At 70.4% G+C, this 16,317-nt stretch carries 17 protein-coding genes; 11 read left to right on the forward strand and 6 right to left on the reverse strand.

Annotation, left to right across the window (positions count from 1 at the left end; all coding sequences use genetic code 11):
* Window positions 1–156: 156 nt before the first annotated feature.
* Together ABS772_RS25895 and ABS772_RS25900 are read right to left on the reverse strand one after the other, a co-directional pair.
* On the reverse strand, window positions 157–1,539 hold the full coding sequence (locus ABS772_RS25895; protein WP_238255977.1) for a class II 3-deoxy-7-phosphoheptulonate synthase: 1,383 nt from the start codon (window positions 1,537–1,539) through the stop codon (window positions 157–159).
* 137 nt (window positions 1,540–1,676) lie between these two features.
* Window positions 1,677–2,828 (reverse strand): helix-turn-helix transcriptional regulator, encoded by a 1,152-nt coding sequence (locus ABS772_RS25900; RefSeq protein ID WP_350397562.1) that lies wholly within the window; start codon window positions 2,826–2,828, stop codon window positions 1,677–1,679.
* A gap of 493 nt (window positions 2,829–3,321) precedes the next feature.
* Here ABS772_RS25900 and ABS772_RS25905 point away from each other — a divergent pair, with 493 nt between their 5' ends.
* A complete protein-coding gene (locus ABS772_RS25905) occupies window positions 3,322–4,077 on the forward strand; it encodes an MBL fold metallo-hydrolase (RefSeq protein WP_350397563.1) in 756 nt (251 codons plus the stop codon).
* 54 nt (window positions 4,078–4,131) lie between these two features.
* Complete coding sequence (locus ABS772_RS25910) at window positions 4,132–4,662, forward strand: DUF2059 domain-containing protein (protein ID WP_238257814.1); 531 nt, start codon at window positions 4,132–4,134, stop codon at window positions 4,660–4,662.
* Between the two features lie 69 nt (window positions 4,663–4,731).
* Here the strand turns inward: ABS772_RS25910 and ABS772_RS25915 are convergent, their stop codons facing one another.
* Both ABS772_RS25915 and hemA read right to left on the reverse strand, forming a co-directional pair.
* Window positions 4,732–5,199, reverse strand: coding sequence for a hypothetical protein (locus ABS772_RS25915; RefSeq protein WP_350397565.1), 468 nt, complete (start codon window positions 5,197–5,199; stop codon window positions 4,732–4,734).
* Between the two features lie 49 nt (window positions 5,200–5,248).
* Window positions 5,249–6,646, reverse strand: a complete 1,398-nt coding sequence (gene hemA / locus ABS772_RS25920; protein ID WP_238257809.1) for a 5-aminolevulinate synthase — start codon at window positions 6,644–6,646, stop codon at window positions 5,249–5,251.
* A gap of 619 nt (window positions 6,647–7,265) precedes the next feature.
* Here hemA and ABS772_RS25925 point away from each other — a divergent pair.
* Both ABS772_RS25925 and murA read left to right on the forward strand, forming a co-directional pair.
* On the forward strand, window positions 7,266–7,421 hold the full coding sequence (locus tag ABS772_RS25925) for a hypothetical protein (protein ID WP_350397567.1): 156 nt from the start codon (window positions 7,266–7,268) through the stop codon (window positions 7,419–7,421).
* A gap of 190 nt (window positions 7,422–7,611) precedes the next feature.
* Window positions 7,612–8,901, forward strand: a complete 1,290-nt coding sequence (gene murA, locus ABS772_RS25930) for a UDP-N-acetylglucosamine 1-carboxyvinyltransferase (RefSeq protein ID WP_350397569.1) — start codon at window positions 7,612–7,614, stop codon at window positions 8,899–8,901.
* Window positions 8,902–8,976: 75 nt separating this feature from the next.
* Here murA and ABS772_RS25935 read toward each other — a convergent pair whose 3' ends face one another.
* Window positions 8,977–9,333, reverse strand: coding sequence for a hypothetical protein (locus ABS772_RS25935; protein ID WP_350397571.1), 357 nt, complete (start codon window positions 9,331–9,333; stop codon window positions 8,977–8,979).
* 261 nt (window positions 9,334–9,594) lie between these two features.
* Between ABS772_RS25935 and ABS772_RS25940 the strand changes: the two genes are divergently transcribed.
* The 4 genes from ABS772_RS25940 to ABS772_RS25955 all read left to right on the forward strand — a co-directional run bounded on the left by ABS772_RS25940 (window position 9,595) and on the right by ABS772_RS25955 (window position 12,864).
* Window positions 9,595–10,050, forward strand: coding sequence for a DUF2948 family protein (locus ABS772_RS25940; protein WP_350397572.1), 456 nt, complete (start codon window positions 9,595–9,597; stop codon window positions 10,048–10,050).
* A 31-nt stretch (window positions 10,051–10,081) separates the two neighbouring features.
* Entirely contained in the window at window positions 10,082–11,377 is a 1,296-nt protein-coding gene (gene hisD / locus ABS772_RS25945; RefSeq protein WP_350397573.1) for a histidinol dehydrogenase, read from the forward strand.
* Window positions 11,378–11,514: 137 nt separating this feature from the next.
* A complete protein-coding gene (locus ABS772_RS25950) occupies window positions 11,515–12,027 on the forward strand; it encodes a UPF0262 family protein (protein ID WP_238257801.1) in 513 nt (170 codons plus the stop codon).
* A 363-nt stretch (window positions 12,028–12,390) separates the two neighbouring features.
* Window positions 12,391–12,864: an arsenate-mycothiol transferase ArsC gene (locus ABS772_RS25955; RefSeq protein WP_350397609.1), complete on the forward strand. Its 474-nt coding sequence runs from the start codon at window positions 12,391–12,393 to the stop codon at window positions 12,862–12,864.
* Window positions 12,865–12,974: 110 nt separating this feature from the next.
* On the opposite strand, the gene ABS772_RS25960 is transcribed toward ABS772_RS25955, so the two are convergent.
* Entirely contained in the window at window positions 12,975–13,811 is an 837-nt protein-coding gene (locus ABS772_RS25960) for an FTR1 family protein (RefSeq protein ID WP_350397574.1), read from the reverse strand.
* 442 nt (window positions 13,812–14,253) lie between these two features.
* Here ABS772_RS25960 and ABS772_RS25965 point away from each other — a divergent pair, with 442 nt between their 5' ends.
* The 3 genes from ABS772_RS25965 to ABS772_RS25975 all read left to right on the forward strand — a co-directional run bounded on the left by ABS772_RS25965 (window position 14,254) and on the right by ABS772_RS25975 (window position 16,256).
* Window positions 14,254–14,514 carry a hypothetical protein gene (locus ABS772_RS25965; RefSeq protein ID WP_350397575.1) on the forward strand — a complete coding sequence of 87 codons (261 nt, stop codon included), beginning with the start codon at window positions 14,254–14,256 and terminating at the stop codon, window positions 14,512–14,514.
* 146 nt (window positions 14,515–14,660) lie between these two features.
* Complete coding sequence (locus ABS772_RS25970; RefSeq protein WP_350397577.1) at window positions 14,661–15,113, forward strand: hypothetical protein; 453 nt, start codon at window positions 14,661–14,663, stop codon at window positions 15,111–15,113.
* A 246-nt stretch (window positions 15,114–15,359) separates the two neighbouring features.
* On the forward strand, window positions 15,360–16,256 hold the full coding sequence (locus tag ABS772_RS25975; protein WP_238254802.1) for a GGDEF domain-containing response regulator: 897 nt from the start codon (window positions 15,360–15,362) through the stop codon (window positions 16,254–16,256).
* Window positions 16,257–16,317: the final 61 nt, after the last annotated feature.

Below are 16,317 nucleotides of genomic sequence, written 5' to 3' on the forward strand. Positions count from 1 at the left end.
CGCATCGATGTGGTGCTTCGCGGAATGTTTTGTCGGCGGCGCGTCGCGGCGGCGAGGTCCCGCGATGCAGAACGCTTCACGCCCATGAAAAAGGGCGGGCGCGATCCTGCAGGATCGCACCCGCCCCCTCTCTCTCCAGGCCGATCCCGGCCCGGACTACTCCGCGGCGTCGAGGCGCGGGCGCTCGATCTCGGCGCGCTCGCGCTTCACCAGTTCGGCGGTAAGGAACGCCACCTCCAGCGCCTGCTCCGCGTTGAGGCGCGGGTCGCAATAGGTGTGGTAGCGGTCCTGCAGGTCGTCGGCCGTCAGCGCGCGGGCGCCGCCGGTGCACTCGGTGACGTCCTTGCCGGTCATCTCCAGATGGATGCCGCCGGCGATCGTCCCCTCGGCGCGGTGCACGCCGAAGAAGCCCTCGATCTCCTGCATCACTCGCTCGAACGGCCGCGTCTTGTAGCGGCCGGCGGCGATGGTGTTGCCGTGCATCGGATCGCAGACCCACACCACGTTGCGGCCCTCGCGCTGCACCGTGCGGATCAGCCCTGGCAGGTGGTCGCCGACCTTGTCCGCGCCGAAGCGGCAGATCAGGCTGAGGCGGCCGGCCTCGTTCTCCGGGTTGAGGAGGTCGATCAGCCGGATCAGTCCCTCGGCCGTGGTCGAGGGACCGCATTTCAGGCCGATCGGGTTCTTGATGCCGCGGGCATACTCCACGTGGGCGTGGTCCGGCTGGCGGGTGCGGTCGCCAATCCAGAGCATGTGGCCGGAGGTGGCGTACCAGTCGCCGCTCGTCGAATCGACGCGGGTCAGCGACTCCTCGTAGCCGAGCAGCAGCGCCTCGTGGCTGGTGTAGAAATCCGTGGTGCGGACCTCCTGGTGCGTCTCCGGGTTGATGCCGATGGCGCGCATGAAGTCGAGCGCGTCCGACATCCGTTCGGCGACGTCCCGGTAGCGCGAGGATTGCGGTGAATCCTTCACGAAGCCGAGCATCCAGCGATGCGCGTTCTCGAGGTTGGCGTAGCCGCCGGTGGCGAAGGCGCGCAACAGGTTCAGCGTCGCCGCCGACTGCCGGTAGGCCTCGAGCTGACGCTTCGGATCGGGCACGCGGGCCTCTTCCGTGAAGGTCAGCCCATTGATGATGTCGCCGCGGTAGCTCGGCAGCGACACGCCCTCCAGCGTCTCCGTCGGCGAGGAGCGCGGCTTGGCGAACTGCCCGGCGATGCGCCCGACCTTCACCACGGGCGAGCCGCCCGCGAAGGTGAGCACCATCGCCATCTGCAGGAAGACGCGGAAGAAGTCGCGGATGTTGTCGGCGGAGTGCTCGTCGAAGCTCTCGGCGCAGTCGCCGCCCTGGAGCAGGAAGGCCTCGCCCGTCGAGACGCGCGCCAGCGCGCTCTTCAGCTTGCGCGCCTCACCGGCAAAAACCAGCGGCGGAAAGCTCGCGAGCTGCGCCTCGACGGCCTGGAGAGCGCCCGCGTCCGGATAGGACGGGACCTGCTGGATCGGCAGGTTGCGCCAGGTTTTCGGGGTCCACCGCTCGGCCATGATACTCTCTCCGCTCACCCCACCGGGTGATGCGCGCGGGCCCTCCCGCCTCGCGCGAAGCCGGGCTTATAGAGCGGTTTTTTCGAAGTTGCGAGTTTGCCGACGCGATGGCTGCGTCTCGGTCCGCGCATCGGCCGTCAGCCGCGCAATCCCCGCCCGGCGAGCAGGCCGACGAGTTCGGCTTGGCGCGAGACGCCGGTCTTCTGGAAGATACGCTTCAGCACCGAGCGGGCGGTGTTGGGGGTGATCCCGAGCTTGGCCGCGGCCGGCGCCGGCGCGTCGCCCGCCGCGATCAGGGCCGCGAGACGGGCCTCCGCCGGGGTCAGGTCGAACAGGCCCTGGACGACGTCGGCACCCGGCACCTCCTGGGCCACGACGGGCGTGGCGATCAGCACGAAGCGGGCGCGGACGAACACGTCGTGGGCCGCGCCGCGGATCGGCACGAGATGGAGAATGACCGGGGGCCGCTCGTCGGCGGCGGCGATCGGGATCGAGTGCACCGCCGCCTCCGTCCCGGGGCCGGACCGCGCGAGCGCCTCGCGCAGCAGCCGGTCGGCGGCCGGATCCACCGCGGCGAGCCGCGAGGGCTGGTCGCTGAGGGTGTGGGGCATCATCGCCACCAGGGACGGGTTGGCGCCGATGACCCGCCCGCCCTGCCCGAGCACGGCGGCGGGCAGGCCGAGGGCTTCGAGCGTTTGCGTCGTGGTGGCGACCCGTTCCATCTCCAGGCGCGCGGAGAGCAGCGCGGCCCGCGCGAGATGCGGGCGCAGCCCGTTGAGCGCGGCCAGGGTCTGCGGACCGAAATCGCCCTCCGCGCGGGCGCGCTCGCAATGGACGATGACGCTGTCGCCGCTCGGCACCATCACCGTCGTCGCGGTGCCGGCGCCGTAGCCGCGCGGGATCAGGAAATCCCGGTAGAGCGGCAGCGTCGCGATCTCCTCCTCCGTCACGACGTCGAGGTCGTTGCAGAAGCCGGGATGGCGCAGCTCCAGCAGGCGCTCCGTGCGGACGTTGCCGGGAAAGCTCAAATGTTCGGTCACCAGCGCGTCGAACTCCGGCGATGTGGTGACGAAGCCGCGGTAGTGCGTCCCGGTCGAGACGATCAGCACCGCTTCGGGCGCACCGGCGAAGCGGGCGAGTTCGATCAGCACCTCGCGCCACAGCTCGGGCACCGCCGCCGCCTCGTAGATCCGGTCGATCAGCGCCGCGCCCTCCGCCGAGAGGACGGCGGCCGGTTCGATCGAAGCCGAGCGGATGACGGAGGGAAGGGAGCGAGAATGAAGCGTCATGAATCCGGGGAGAACAATGAGACGTCCGCGGCGAGGAGCCGGGACGTCGGCGCCTTCGAAAGCCGCCGGATACCGTATCCGGCCGGTGAGGACAGGATTTTCTTCGCATTCCTCCCCCGCAAGTCAGGATCGCATTTGTCCACATCCAGACTCCGGCAGCCTTTTCGCGAAGCGAGACCCCGGAAGCGTGTCGCAATGTCCCCCTTTTACCGCTGCGTCTCAAGTGAAGTGGGATTCAGCTTTCGGAAGAGCGGCCTTGCCGATTGCGGAATCGCGTGAGGCGGCACCGTCGCGCGTCCCGATGGTCATCCGGAGAAAATGCCGGGCCCGGACGATTGCCGCGGTCGCCCGGCGACCGAGATCTCCCCATGCCGGAGCATGTTCGAGCGGGGCGGCCACCGGCTCGCGCGAAGACAATTCGGAAAATCAGACACTTAGAGCGTTTTCCGTGATCCGGGGATCGTGGAAAAGGCACGCGACACAGGAGAGGTTCATGCGGCTCCAGGTTCTCGGTTGCGGAGACGCGTTCGGCTCGGGCGGGCGCTTCCACACCTGCTTCCACATCGATACCTCGGTCGATAACCCGGTCGATGCGTTCGGCGGTGCCTTCCTCATCGATTGCGGCGCCTCCGCGCTGATCGCGATCCGGCGCTTCGGCGTCGATCCGAACCGCATCCGCACGGTGTTCCTCACCCATCTCCACGGCGACCATTTCGGCGGCCTGCCCTGGCTGATCCTCGACGGGCAGCTCGTCAGCGGGCGCACCGATCCGCTCACGGTGGTCGGGCCGCCGGGCACGGCCGATCGCCTCCCGGCGGCGATGGAGGTGCTGTTTCCCGGCTCCAGCACGGTCGAGCGGCGCTTCCGGGTCGAGGTCGTGGAGATGGAGGCCGGATGTCCGGTCGAGACCGACGGCGTGCGCGCGACGGCCTTCACCATGCGCCATCCCTCCGGCGCGCCCGCGCACGCCCTGCGGATCGAGGCGGGGGGCAAGGTCGTCAGCTATACCGGCGACACCGAGTGGGTGGAGGACATCGTCGCGGCGGGGCGCGGGGCGGATCTGATGATCGCCGAGGGCTACACCGTGGAGCGTCCGGTGAAGTTCCACCTCGACTGGGCGACGCTGAGGCGGCGCCTGCCCGAGATCGCCCCGAAACGGCTGATGCTCACGCATATGAGCCCGGAGATGCTCGCCCATCCGCCGGACGGCTACATCGCGGCGGAGGACGGGCTCGTCCTCACGCTTTGACATCGCGGCCCATCTGCCGCCTCTTCCGCGCGCAACGGCAAGGAAGGACGAATCATGCGGATGGTCGTGCTCTATGGACTCCTTGGTCTCGGTCTGATCACGGCGCCGGCTCTGGCGCAGGCGCCCGCAAAACCCGCGGTGCCGCAGGTGAGCGCCGACCCGGAGCGCCTGGCCGCCGCCCGCGAGGTCGTCGCCGCCGCGCAGGGCGACCGGGCCGCGGTGCTCGCGGCGATGAAGGCGCCGATGGCGGGCGTCATGCAGCAGATGGGGCTGACGGACCCGAAAAAGGCCCAGGTCATGGTGGACGAGGTCGTCCTGCCCACCCTCTCCGAGCGTTACGACGACCTGCTCGCGATCCAGGCCCTCAGCTTCGCCGCCGTCCTCTCGAAGGAGGACCTGAAGGCGGTCGCGGCCTTCTACGCCACGCCGGCGGGCCGGAACCTCGTCAAGGCGCAGCCGCAGCTGAGCCAGGCCATGCTGACGGGGATGCAGCAGTGGATGGGCACGCTGATGCCGCAGCTCAAGGAGAAGATCGAGAAGGCCGCCGCCACCCATGGCTGGTCGAACGAGATCAAGCGGCGCTAGAGCCTCGTCCCGAAAGGCGCTTGCCGGCTCGTCTGAAGAGACGATGCGGCACAGGGGGCTGGAGCCCCCTCACCGCTTCGGTTCGAACAGGGCCGCGGCCTCCGGCCCCTGCGGAAACGTCAGGGGCATCCGGATCACGCCGCGGTGGTAGGGGAAGCGGGCGCGCTGGAGCGGGTCCGGCCCGGTGAAGATCAGGCGCGGGCGGAACGAGACCGGGCTGACGCAGATGAGGTAGTTGCGCAGGTTGCGCTCGTCGGGCACGAACATCGCCGTGTCGAGGTAGCGCGCCTCGTGGCGCACCCAGGACGGGATGGACGGCAGCCGCCAGCGCCGGGCCAGATGCTCGCCGACCCCGCCGAGGAAGGCATCGGGCCGGGCGCGACCCAGGAATCCGGGATCCTCGGCGATCATCGCGCCCTGCGCGGCAGTGTCGCCGTCGAGGGCGTAGAAGGCGTCGAGGAAGTTTTGCAGGTGGTGGTCCCAATCGCCGTCCACCCGCGCCCGCTCGACCACCTCGCGCAGGGAAGCCGGTCTCATCGCGGGGCGCCCGGTTGGTTCGGAACCGGGCGCGCCCGCGGCATGTCGCCTACTCCGCGGCCGCCGCGAACACCGTCCCGGCCCGCGGCAGGTCCAGCGTGTCCCAGGTCTCGACCAGGGCCGCGGTCAGCGCGCCAATCCGCTCGTCGTCGTGGAAGGGCGAGGGCGTGATCCGCAGGCGCTCGGTGCCGCGCGGGACGGTGGGGTAGTTGATCGGCTGGATGTAGATGTCGTGGTGCTCCAGCAGATGGTCGGCCGCCGCCTTGCACAGCTCGGCGTCGCCCACCATCAGCGGCACGATGTGGGTCTCGGTGTGCAGCACCGGCAGGCCGGCGGCCTCCAGCGCCGCCTTGGTGCGGGCGGCCTGGCGCTGATGCGCCTCGCGCTCGGTCTTCGAGCGCTTGAGGTAGCGCACCGAGGCGCGCGCCGCCGCGGCGACGGCCGGCGGCAGGGCGGTGGTGAAGATGAAGCCGGCCGCGTGGCTGCGCACCGCGTCGCACAGCGTCGCCGATCCGGTGATGTAGCCGCCGACGCAGCCGAAGCCCTTGGCCAGCGTGCCCTCGATCACGTCGACCCGGTGCATCACGCCGTCGCGCTCGGCGATGCCGGCGCCGCGCTCGCCGTAGAGGCCGACGGCGTGGACCTCGTCCAGATAGGTCATGGCGCCGTAGGCGTCGGCGAGGTCGCAGATCGCCGCGATCGGCGCCACGTCGCCGTCCATCGAGTAGACCGACTCGAAGGCGATCAGCTTGGGCCGGTCGCCGGCCTCGGCGAGCAGCTGCTCGAGATGTTCGAGGTCGTTGTGGCGGAAGACGCGCTTCTCGCAGCCGGAATGGCGCACGCCCTCGATCATCGAATTGTGGTTGAAGGCGTCCGACAGGATCAGGCAGTTCGGGATCAGCTTGGCGATCGTTGAGATGCCGGCCTGGTTCGAGACGTAGCCCGAGGTGAAGACGAGGCCGGCCTCCTTGCCGTGCAGATCGGCGAGCTCGCGCTCCAGATCGACCAGCGGCGAGTTGTTGCCGGCGATGTTGCGGGTGCCGCCGGCGCCGACGCCGCAGCGGGCGGCGGTCTGGGTCAGGGCGCCGACCACCTCCGGGTGCTGGCCCATGCCGAGATAATCGTTGGAGCACCACACGGTGATCTCGCGGCTGCCGCCCTCCGGGCGCCGCCACGACGCCTGCGGGAACCGGCCCGAGATGCGCTCGATATCGGCGAAGACGCGGTAGCGGCGCTCGCTGTGCAGCCGGTCGAGGGCCGCCCGGAAATGTCCGTCGTAATCCGTGCGCGGCCCGGTCGGTCGGGCCGGCGGACGCTCGAACCTGGCCCGGCCATTGCTTGCGCCATGGCTTACGCCGGCATCGTCCACGCCGCCATCACCGCCCACGATCGATTCATCGGACACGGTGCTGTCGGCAGCGTTCACAGGCATCAGGTTCACGGGCATCCGTCCTCGACGCTTTCGGCTGGCCGGGCGTTCTTCTTGGGACGCCTCGGGTAAAGAATTCAGGCGCGCGCGCCGCCCCGAAGAGCGTCGCCGAACCGTTCGCAGCCGGGCGGTGATCTCCCAAGGTTCAGCCCCCGGGGAGCGGCGCGACCTTCCGCGCGTCATCGTCCAACCGGCGGCGCCCGCTTGCTTCCGGGACGAGTCCCTCGCCGGCGCCGCTGTGACCGCAAGATAGGAGGTATTTTCGAACTGGTTCAAGGTGAGTTCGAGACATTCCTGCTTTGCGCCGGCTTTGCGCCGGCTTGAACAGCCTCAGGGATCTTATCCGTATTCGGGTCCGAGCCTGGGACGTCTCTCCTGCGCAGCACCGCCGAGGACGTCGTCCGGCATCGGTTCGGGCTCGAGCGGGCGGGTCTCGTTCATCCCGTTCGTCCTCGAAACGCTGCGCCGGTGACGATGGGTCGCGGCATGATTCGCGCGGCGGGCCGGCCGTCCGGCGCGGTCGTCGGGCGGCGGCCGGAGCGCTGGCGAAGGGCGCGAAACCGCGATACGGCCTTCCCGAGACGGCCGCGCCCGCCTCGGCGGGTCCGGCGGGCAGGATCGTGTCGGAACACGGGCGATGGCGACCAAGGACGACGAGCGGGCGGCACGGCTGAAGGCGGCCCTGCGCGACAACCTCCGCCGCCGCAAGGCGCAGGCGCGGGGCCGGGCCGACGACGCGCCCGATGCCCCATCCGAGCCCGAGCCGGAGGCTCAGCCGCCCCGGAAACGCTAGGCTCGGCGCCCGCCGACCCTCTCGCCCCGCCTCCCCGGGAGCGATGCGCGGGGCGCGGGGTGGAACCGAACGGCCACGCTTCTTCTTTTTGCCGGATACCGCCTATACCTCCAATCGAATGAGGGGCGCCCCCGCGCCCGGCACGCAAGGCGACCTCCGCGACCGGTACGGAGGCGCTTCGAGGACCCCGATGGACCGCATCCACATCACCGGCGGCACGCCGCTCAACGGCACGATCCCGATCTCGGGCGCCAAGAACGCGGCTTTGCCGCTGATGATCGCGAGCCTTCTGACCGGGGAGACGCTGGAGCTCATCAACGTGCCGCGGCTCGCCGACATCGCGGCGCTGACGCGCATCCTCGGCAATCACGGCGTCGATCACATGGTCGTCGGCAAGCGGCCGGGCCAGACCGCCGAGACCGGCCAGACCATCCGGCTGACCGCCTCGAACGTCATCGACACCACCGCGCCCTACGAACTCGTCTCGACCATGCGGGCGAGCTTCTGGGTCATCGCGCCCCTGCTGGCCCGCTTCGGCGAGGCCAAGGTGTCGCTGCCCGGCGGCTGCGCCATCGGCACGCGGCCAGTCAACCTGCTGATCATGGCCATGGAAAAGCTCGGCGCCGAGATCGAGATCGACGGCGGCTACGTCGTCGCGAAGACGAGGAACGGCCTGCGCGGCGCCGAGATCACCTTCCCCAGCGTCACGGTCGGCGGCACCCACGTCGCCCTGATGGCGGCGGCGCTCGCCTACGGCACCAGCGTGATCGACAACGCCGCCCGCGAGCCGGAGGTGGTCGATCTCGCCGAGTGCCTGATCAAGATGGGCGCCCGGATCGAGGGCGCCGGCACCTCCCGCATCGTCGTGGAGGGCGTCGCGCGCCTCGGCGGCGCACGGCACGAGGTGCTGCCCGACCGGATCGAGACCGGCACCTACGCCATGGCGGTGGCGATGACCGGGGGCGACGTCTCCCTCGTCAACACCCGGGCCGACCTGCTCTCGTCGGCGCTCGACACGCTGGCCTCGACCGGCGCCGAGGTCACGGCCCTGCCCGACGGCATCCGGGTGCGCCGCAACGGCGGCGGGATCAGCCCGGCGGACGTGACCACCGACCCGTTCCCCGGCTTCCCGACCGACCTCCAGGCGCAGTTCATGGCGCTGATGACGCTGGCCAAGGGCCAGTCGCGCATCCGCGAGACGATCTTCGAGAACCGCTTCATGCACGTGCAGGAGCTGGCGCGCCTGGGCGCCAGGATCCGCCTCGACGGCGACCTCGCCGTGGTCGAGGGCGTGGAGCGGCTGAAGGGCGCGCCGGTGATGGCCACCGACCTGCGCGCCTCGGTCTCGCTGGTGATCGGCGCGCTCGCCGCGGAGGGCGAGACGCAGATCAACCGCGTCTACCACCTCGACCGCGGCTTCGAGGCGCTGGAGGCCAAGCTCGGTCGCTGCGGCGCGCAGATCGAGCGCGTGCGCGCCTGAGGCGCCGCCAATCCAAAAGAAAGCGGCCTGCACCGGATCGTGCAGGCCGCGCGCCTCTCACAGCCTTGCCTGGGTTCAGCGCCCGACGGCGCCGCGCTTGACGCCGAAGCCGGGAATGTCGCAGGCGCAGGGCGAGTTCACCGGCGCGAAGCCCGTCGGGCAGTTGCCGCGGGCGGTCACGCAGATGCTGCCGCCGCCGCGGCCGTAGCGCGGGGGCGGGGGACCGCGGAAGCGCGGACCGTCATCCTCTTCGTAGCGGCGGCGCCGGCCGTAATCGTCGTCGTCGCGGTAGCGGCGGCCGTAGCCGTCGTCGTAGCGGCGCGGGCTGTCGTAGCCGTCGCGGTAATACTGGGCGCTCGCCGGGCTCGCCACGAACCCGAGGGCCAGGGCGACCCCCAGGGTGCGCCCGATGGCCAGAACTCCACTCTTCATCGTCCTCGTCCCCTCCCGCTGGCTCACGATGGTCATGCTTGGCCTTAGCCCCGCGCTCATGAACGCACGATGAGCCCGAAAGAGCCGCGGCCTCGCGCAGTCGTGCCCGGCCAGGGTAAATCCGGGCGCGTTGCGCGGGCGACGCGCCCGGAAGAGCCCTCCCCGCGGCCCGGCTGCCGGTTGCCGCCGGCGGGTCGCCTCGCTACCTACGCCTCGAAATCCGCTCTCCGCGCGTTCGGTCGGGGAGCCTGGAGCGTAAGCATGGAGCTTCTCAAGCTCGCCGCCCTCGACGCCGAGGATCTCGCCGTCATCTCCGCCCACCTGCAGGACGCGATCCTGCGGGCGGAGGATCTCGCGTGGCTGCCGGGGGAGCACCGCTTCGCCCTCGCGGCGCGCCGCTTCGACTGGTCCGTGCCCCCGGGCGAGCCGCCCCGGCGCCGGCTCGCGGGCCTGCATTTCGAGCGGGTGCTGTCGGTGAAGGCGAAGGGCATCACGCCGGGGGCGAGTTCGGGCGAACCCTTGAGCCTCCTGGCGATCACCTTCGAGGAGACCGAGGCCCCCTCCGGCATCGCCACCCTGGTCTTCTCCGGCGGCGCCGCGATCCGCCTCGAACTCGAATGCATCGAGGTCCGCCTGAAGGATCTCGGTCCCGTCTGGCAGGCCGACGGCCGCCCCGACCACGAGGCGGCGCGCAGCCTCGTCGAGAGCCGCCCGTGACCCCCCTCCCCCGAACCGCCGATAACGCCCGATGATCCGCCTCGACAGCCGCTCCCCGGAATTCGAGGAGGCCTTCAAGCGCCTGCTCGGCCTCAAGCGCGAGATCGCGGAGGACGTGGACGAGACCGTGCGCGGCATCATCGCGGGCGTCGTCTCCGGCGGCGACGCGGCGCTGGTGGACTACACCCGCCGCTTCGACCGGCTCGGCCAGGATTTCGCGCCGGCCGCCCTGCGCATCACCGCCGAGGAGGTGGAGGCGGCGGTCGCCGCCTGCCCGCCCGAGGCCCGCGCCGCCCTGGCGCTCGCCGCCGAGCGGATCGAGGCGTTTCACCGCCGCCAGATCCCCGAGGACCACCTCTCCACCGACGACCTCGGCGTCACCGCCGGCTGGCGCTGGACCGCGCTCGAATCGGTCGGGCTCTACGTGCCCGGCGGCACCGCGAGCTATCCTTCCTCGGTGCTGATGAACGCGGTGCCGGCCCGCGTGGCGGGCGTGCCGCGCATCGTCATGGTGGTGCCGACCCCGGAAGGGCAGCTCAACCCGCTGGTGCTCGCGGCCGCACACCTCTCCGGCGTCACCGAGATCTACCGGGTCGGCGGAGCGCAGGCGGTGGCCGCGCTGGCCTACGGCACGGAGAGCATCTCGCCGGTGGCCAAGATCGTCGGTCCCGGCAATGCCTGGGTGGCGGCGGCCAAGCGCCGGGTGTTCGGCCAGGTCGGCATCGACATGATCGCCGGCCCCTCCGAGGTGCTGATCCTGGCCGACGGCCACGCCAACCCCGACTGGATCGCCGCCGACCTCCTGGCCCAGGCCGAGCACGACGAGGCGGCCCAATCCGTCCTCATCACCGATTCGGACGAACTCGCCGAGGCGACGGAGGCGGCGGTGGAACGCGCCCTCACGACCCTGCCGCGCGAAAAGATCGCCCGCGCCAGCTGGCGCGATTACGGCGCGATCATCCGCGTCCGGGATTTCGACGAGGCGGTGCCGCTCGTCGACGCCATCGCGCCCGAGCACCTCGAAATCGAGACCGAGGATGCCGAGGCGCTGTCGCGAAAGATCCGGAACGCGGGGGCGATCTTCCTCGGCTCGCACACGCCCGAGGCGATCGGCGACTATGTCGGCGGCCCGAACCACGTCCTGCCGACCGCCCGCTCGGCGCGGTTCTCCTCGGGGCTCGGCGTGCTCGACTTCATGAAGCGCACCTCGATCCTGCGCTGCGATCCGGCCGCCCTGCGGGCGCTCGGCCCCGCCGCGATCGCGCTCGGCGAATCGGAGGGGCTCGACGGGCACGCGCGCTCCGTGGCGATCCGGCTCAACCTCTGACGCCGGCCCCGTTCAGGGACGGACGATCACTTTTCGAGCCGCCGCCTCGGGAATGCTTGCCTGCGGGGCGGGCTTGCGGCTCATGTGACGGCAAGAGGGCGCCCGGATTCGGGCGCCGACGCGAGAAGGCGGCGGCGATGAAGGCCGAACCGAAGCAGGGGGCAGACGGGGCGCCGGAGAAGCCGAGGAACCGGCTCGCGGCGGTGCGCTTCGACGAGGCCTCGATCGGCCGGGGCAACCCCGACCAGGAGCACGAGCGCGCCATCGCGATCTACGACATCCTGGAGGAGAACGTCTTCAGCCTGCCCGACCGCGACGACGGGCCCTACGGCCTGGTCCTCGGTCTCGTCGAGAACAAGCTGTCCTTCGCCATCTCGACGGAAGCCGGCGAGCCGGTGATGACCCACCTGCTCTCGCTCACCCCCTTCCGCCGGGTCATCCGCGACTACGAGATGATCTGCGAGAGCTACTACAGCGCGATCCGCACCGCCTCGCCGACGCAGATCGAGGCGATCGACATGGGCCGGCGCGGCCTGCACAACGAGGCGTCCGAACTCCTGCGGCAGCGCCTCGAAGGCAAGGTCGATCTCGACCACGACACGGCGCGGCGCCTGTTCACCCTGATCTTCGCCCTCCACTGGAAGGGCTGAGACCGCGCCGACCGCGCAGCATCCTGCCCGTCGGGTGATCGGATCGGCAAAACGATGCGCTTTCGGGAAATCCGGGGCGGTCTTATATCAGCGTGTGCACGAGCACCTCACGAAACGCCCGATCCGTGATGCATCGGCGCAAGGCGGCGGGGGCGTTTCGCGAGAGGTCACGGTGTCTGCATCGACTTTTCCGACCGGCCGGCGCCTTCCTCTCGGGACGATGCTCCGGCTCCTCGTCGCGCATCGTCCCTTCCGACAAGCCGGATGGCCACCTTTCGGGACGATGCTCCGGCCCTTTGCCTCGCATCGTCTTTTTCCGAAAGCCGGATGGCCACCTTTCGGGACGATGCTCTCGGGCAGGGCATGACGGACGACGCGATCCCGGGGACCGGGCCGAAGAAGGGGCGGGTCCAGTCCGTCCTGTTCATGTGCAATTTCAACGCGGTGCGCTCGCTGGCGGCGGAGGCGATCGCGCGCCACTATTTCGGCAAGTCCACCTACGTCCAGTCGGCCGGCGTGCGCTCGGGTGAGCCGAGCGACCCCTTCATGATCGCGGCTCTGGACGAGATCGGCATCGACGCCTCCCGCCACAAGCCGCGCACCATCGAGCAGCTCGAGGATTGGGAGGGGCTGAACTTCGACCTGATCATCACCCTCTCGCCGGAGGCCCACCACCGGGCGCTCGAACTGACCCACACCCTGGCGGCGGATGTCGAGTACTGGCCGACGCCGGACCCGACCCTGGTGCAGGACGGCACCCGCGACCAGCGCCTCGACGGCTACCGCGACGTGCGTGACGGGCTGACCTACCGGATCAAGTCCCGGCTGAAGGGGTGAGGGATCGAGCGCGTCGGCCACCGCCCCTTCTCCTCCCCCTTGTGGGGAGGGGACAGGCACGGCGTTCGTCGCGGTCGGCGCGCCCGACGAGGGGCGCCGACCGCCTGCGATCAGGAGGCCGCCGAGACCGGCCGGCCCTCGCGGGCGTCCTTCGCGTCCTTGCCGCTTCCCTTGCGCAGGAGGCTGACCAGGGCCGCCGCCACGGCCACGGCCAGGATCACGAGCTGGGTGCCGAGCGCCTCCCAGCTGCCGTTGCTCAGGCCCCAGTCGGAGACGAAGGCGGGCATGCCCTCGGTGGTGAAGGGGATCAGCGCCTGCTCCTGAAGCTCCTGGAAGGCCTCACCGACCATCCGCAGGCCCATGAAGAACAGGAAGGCCGAGGTCACGATGAACATCGGGCGCAGCGGCAGGCGCAGCGCCAGCCACTGCATCGCCACGAACATCGCCACGAGCGCCAGCGCCGCCGCGGCGAGGCCGCTCAGGAGCGAGGCGTCGAAGCCGTTGGCGGTCTTGGCCAGGGCGTGGACGAACAGGATCGTCTCGGCGCCCTCGCGGAACACCGCGAGGAAGGCGATGCCGGCCAGCGACAGCACCGTACCCGCCCCGAGGGCCCGCTCGGCGAGCCGGTTGAGGTCGGCCTGCCACGCCTTCGGATCCTGGCGGACGAACATCCAGCCGCTCATGTAGAACAGCAGCACCGCGGCTGCGAGCATCACCGCGGCCTCGAACAGGTCGCTGTGGTTGCCGTCGTAGTAGGTCGCGAACACCCACGCCATGACCACGCTGGCGGCGACGGCGGCGAGCGCACCCGCATAGACCGGCGCGATCCGCTCCGCCGCATTCGCGCGGCGAAGGAAGGCGGCGAGCGCCGCGATCACCAGCAGTGCTTCCAGTCCCTCGCGGAACAGGATGATGAAAGCCTGCACGAACGTCGATCCGTCCGTCATCCGATTGCTCCCGTTTCGATCCGCGGAACGCGCGTCCCGGCGGATTGTCTTCCTCGACGGCGGTGCGGCCCCTTGCAGCACCGCGAATACTTGTCACGAAACAATAATATTCTGATGCAACTCGTAGATTAGAAACGTTCCTAACAAGAACAGCGGTCCAGTTCCGGGCGACGAAGCGCCGATGTTTCGCTGGTCGTGGCAGTACTACTCTTTGCACCGTCTTCGCAAGCATCACGGCGGGTAGGCGAGAACGCGCCGTAGCGCCGCAGGCCGCCACGCCGATGGCCGACAAATTTTCGCCGTTTTCCGGACGGCGGCGCGAAACCGAACGGCCACGTTGGGGATTGTTGATGCACGATGCGGCGGCGCCTGCGAGGCGGGCCACCGGCCGCCCCAGCTGAACCGTTGAAGCGCGCCCGCTGCGGCGCGCGGGCAGGAAACCATGATCGCGCACCCCACCGCCGCGGCCGCCTTCGCCGGCCTCGTCCTGATCGGCTTGTCCGCGGCGCCGAGCCTCGCCGCTCCGGGCACCGGCCGCAGCACGACCCAGGTCGCGGAGGCTACGCAAGTCTCCCAGCAGGTCTCCCAGACCGGCACGGTCTCCGACAGCGAGGAGGACAGCGCCAACTGCAACAAGCAGCGCCGCCGCCTGTGGATCGAGGGAGAGGGCTGGATCGTCCGTCGCGTCACGATCTGCCGCTGAGCGCGCTCGGGCACCGAGACGGCACCCGTCTCAGCATTCTGCATCGGCTGGCGGGAGGGGGCCGGGTGGAACGAGCATGGCGGGTGCCGAATTCGTTTCAGGACTCGCGCACGCCTCGGACTGCGCCACCGGAGAAGCCTCGATCCATGCGCCCTGTTCTCGCCCGCGCCGCCGGCCTCGCCGCCCTGCTGGTTCTCGGCGCCTCCGGTGCCGCCGCCGACCCTTACGGCTACGGATACGGATACGGCTATGGGGAGGCCGGCTATCGCTTCGCCGGCCCGGCGGTCGAGGGCGCCTATCTCGGCGCGCCCTTCACGCGGCTTCCCAGCACGAGCCGGATCGTGCCGCCGGCCTGGGGCTACGGCACCTACGGCGTTCCCACCGTCGCCGGCATCCGCGACGCACCCGCCGCGCGCCCGACGCTCACCGTGATCGAGCGGCCGGGCTCCGTCGGCGGCCGCCCCGCGGTCCGGCGAACGGGAGCGCGCGTCCTCTCGAAGGACTCCAAGGGCAACTGGACCGATCCGAGCCCGCGCTCCGAGAGCGAAGGCGGGGGCGCCCAGGTCGTCTCGGTCCGAGTGCCGGCCCGCGCCCGATAGGCTCGATCCGGCCGACGCGCCGGAGCGTGATGCGGAAACGCTGGGATCCGGCTTTTTCGAAAACATCATGCGACAACAAGGAACAAGTGCATGCTGCGGGTTTCGTGAAACGCCGAAAAGGCTCCAGCTCCTTGTTTTTCCAACGCCTTTTCATACAAGCCGGCGACCGCTTCCCGGGATGACGCTCTAGACGAGCCCTTAACTTGTCTTGCGCACAATCTCCCTCGTTCAGCGGGGGCTAGAGCCGTGCACATCGTCATCGTGGATTCGAGCCGTGTCGTCCTACGGATCGTGGCCGGCATGCTCGAACCGCGGGGACACGTGGTGACGCAGTTCACCGACTCGGCCGAGGCCCTGGCCTACGTCACCGACACCCCGAAGGTCCGCGCCCTCATCACCAGCCTGGAAGTCCGCCCCCTGAGCGGGCTCGAGCTGTGCTGGTCGGCCCGCCTGCTGGCCGAGTCGAGCCGTCCGCTGTCGATCATCGCCATGTCCTCGGCCCGCAATGCCCGCAACCTCGCCGAGGCGCTGGACAGCGGCGCCGACGACTTCATCGACAAGCCGCCGGGCGCCGAGGAGCTGCAGGCGCGCCTGCGGGCCGCCGAGCGCCTCACCACGCTTCAGGGCGACCTGATCCGGCTCGCCGAGACCGATCCGCTCACCGGCCTGCTCAACCGCCGCGCCTTCCTCAACCGCACGCGGGACGCCGCCCAGAAGACCGGCTCGTTCGGGCATCTCTGTGCCGTCCTCCTCGACATCGACCATTTCAAGCGCATCAACGACGAGCATGGGCACGATGTCGGCGACGCGGCGATCAAGGCGGTGGCCGGGTTGATCGAGGCGGAGGGAATCGCCGGACGGCTCGGCGGCGAGGAATTCGCGGTGGTGCTCGCCGGGCACCGGCTCGCCGAGGCCGAGGCCCTGGCCTCCCGCCTGCGCCTCAAGGCCTCCGACCTGCGCATCCGCTCGCCCAAGGGCCCGGTGCGCCTCACCTGCAGCTTCGGCGTCAGCGAGTGGTCCGAGGGTGAAACCATCGACGGCCTGCTGAAGCGGGCGGACATCGCCCTGTACGAGGCCAAGACGACGGGGCGCAATCGCGTGGTCTCGGCGATGACCGACCTCGTCCTCGCCCGGACGGCCTGACCGGCGCCAGCCGCGCCGCAACGGGACACGGCCCGTTTCCGGCCGCCTTCCCCCGCCTCCG

The sequence above is a fragment of the Methylorubrum podarium genome, assembly GCF_040270385.1.
Lineage (GTDB): Bacteria > Pseudomonadota > Alphaproteobacteria > Rhizobiales > Beijerinckiaceae > Methylobacterium > Methylobacterium podarium.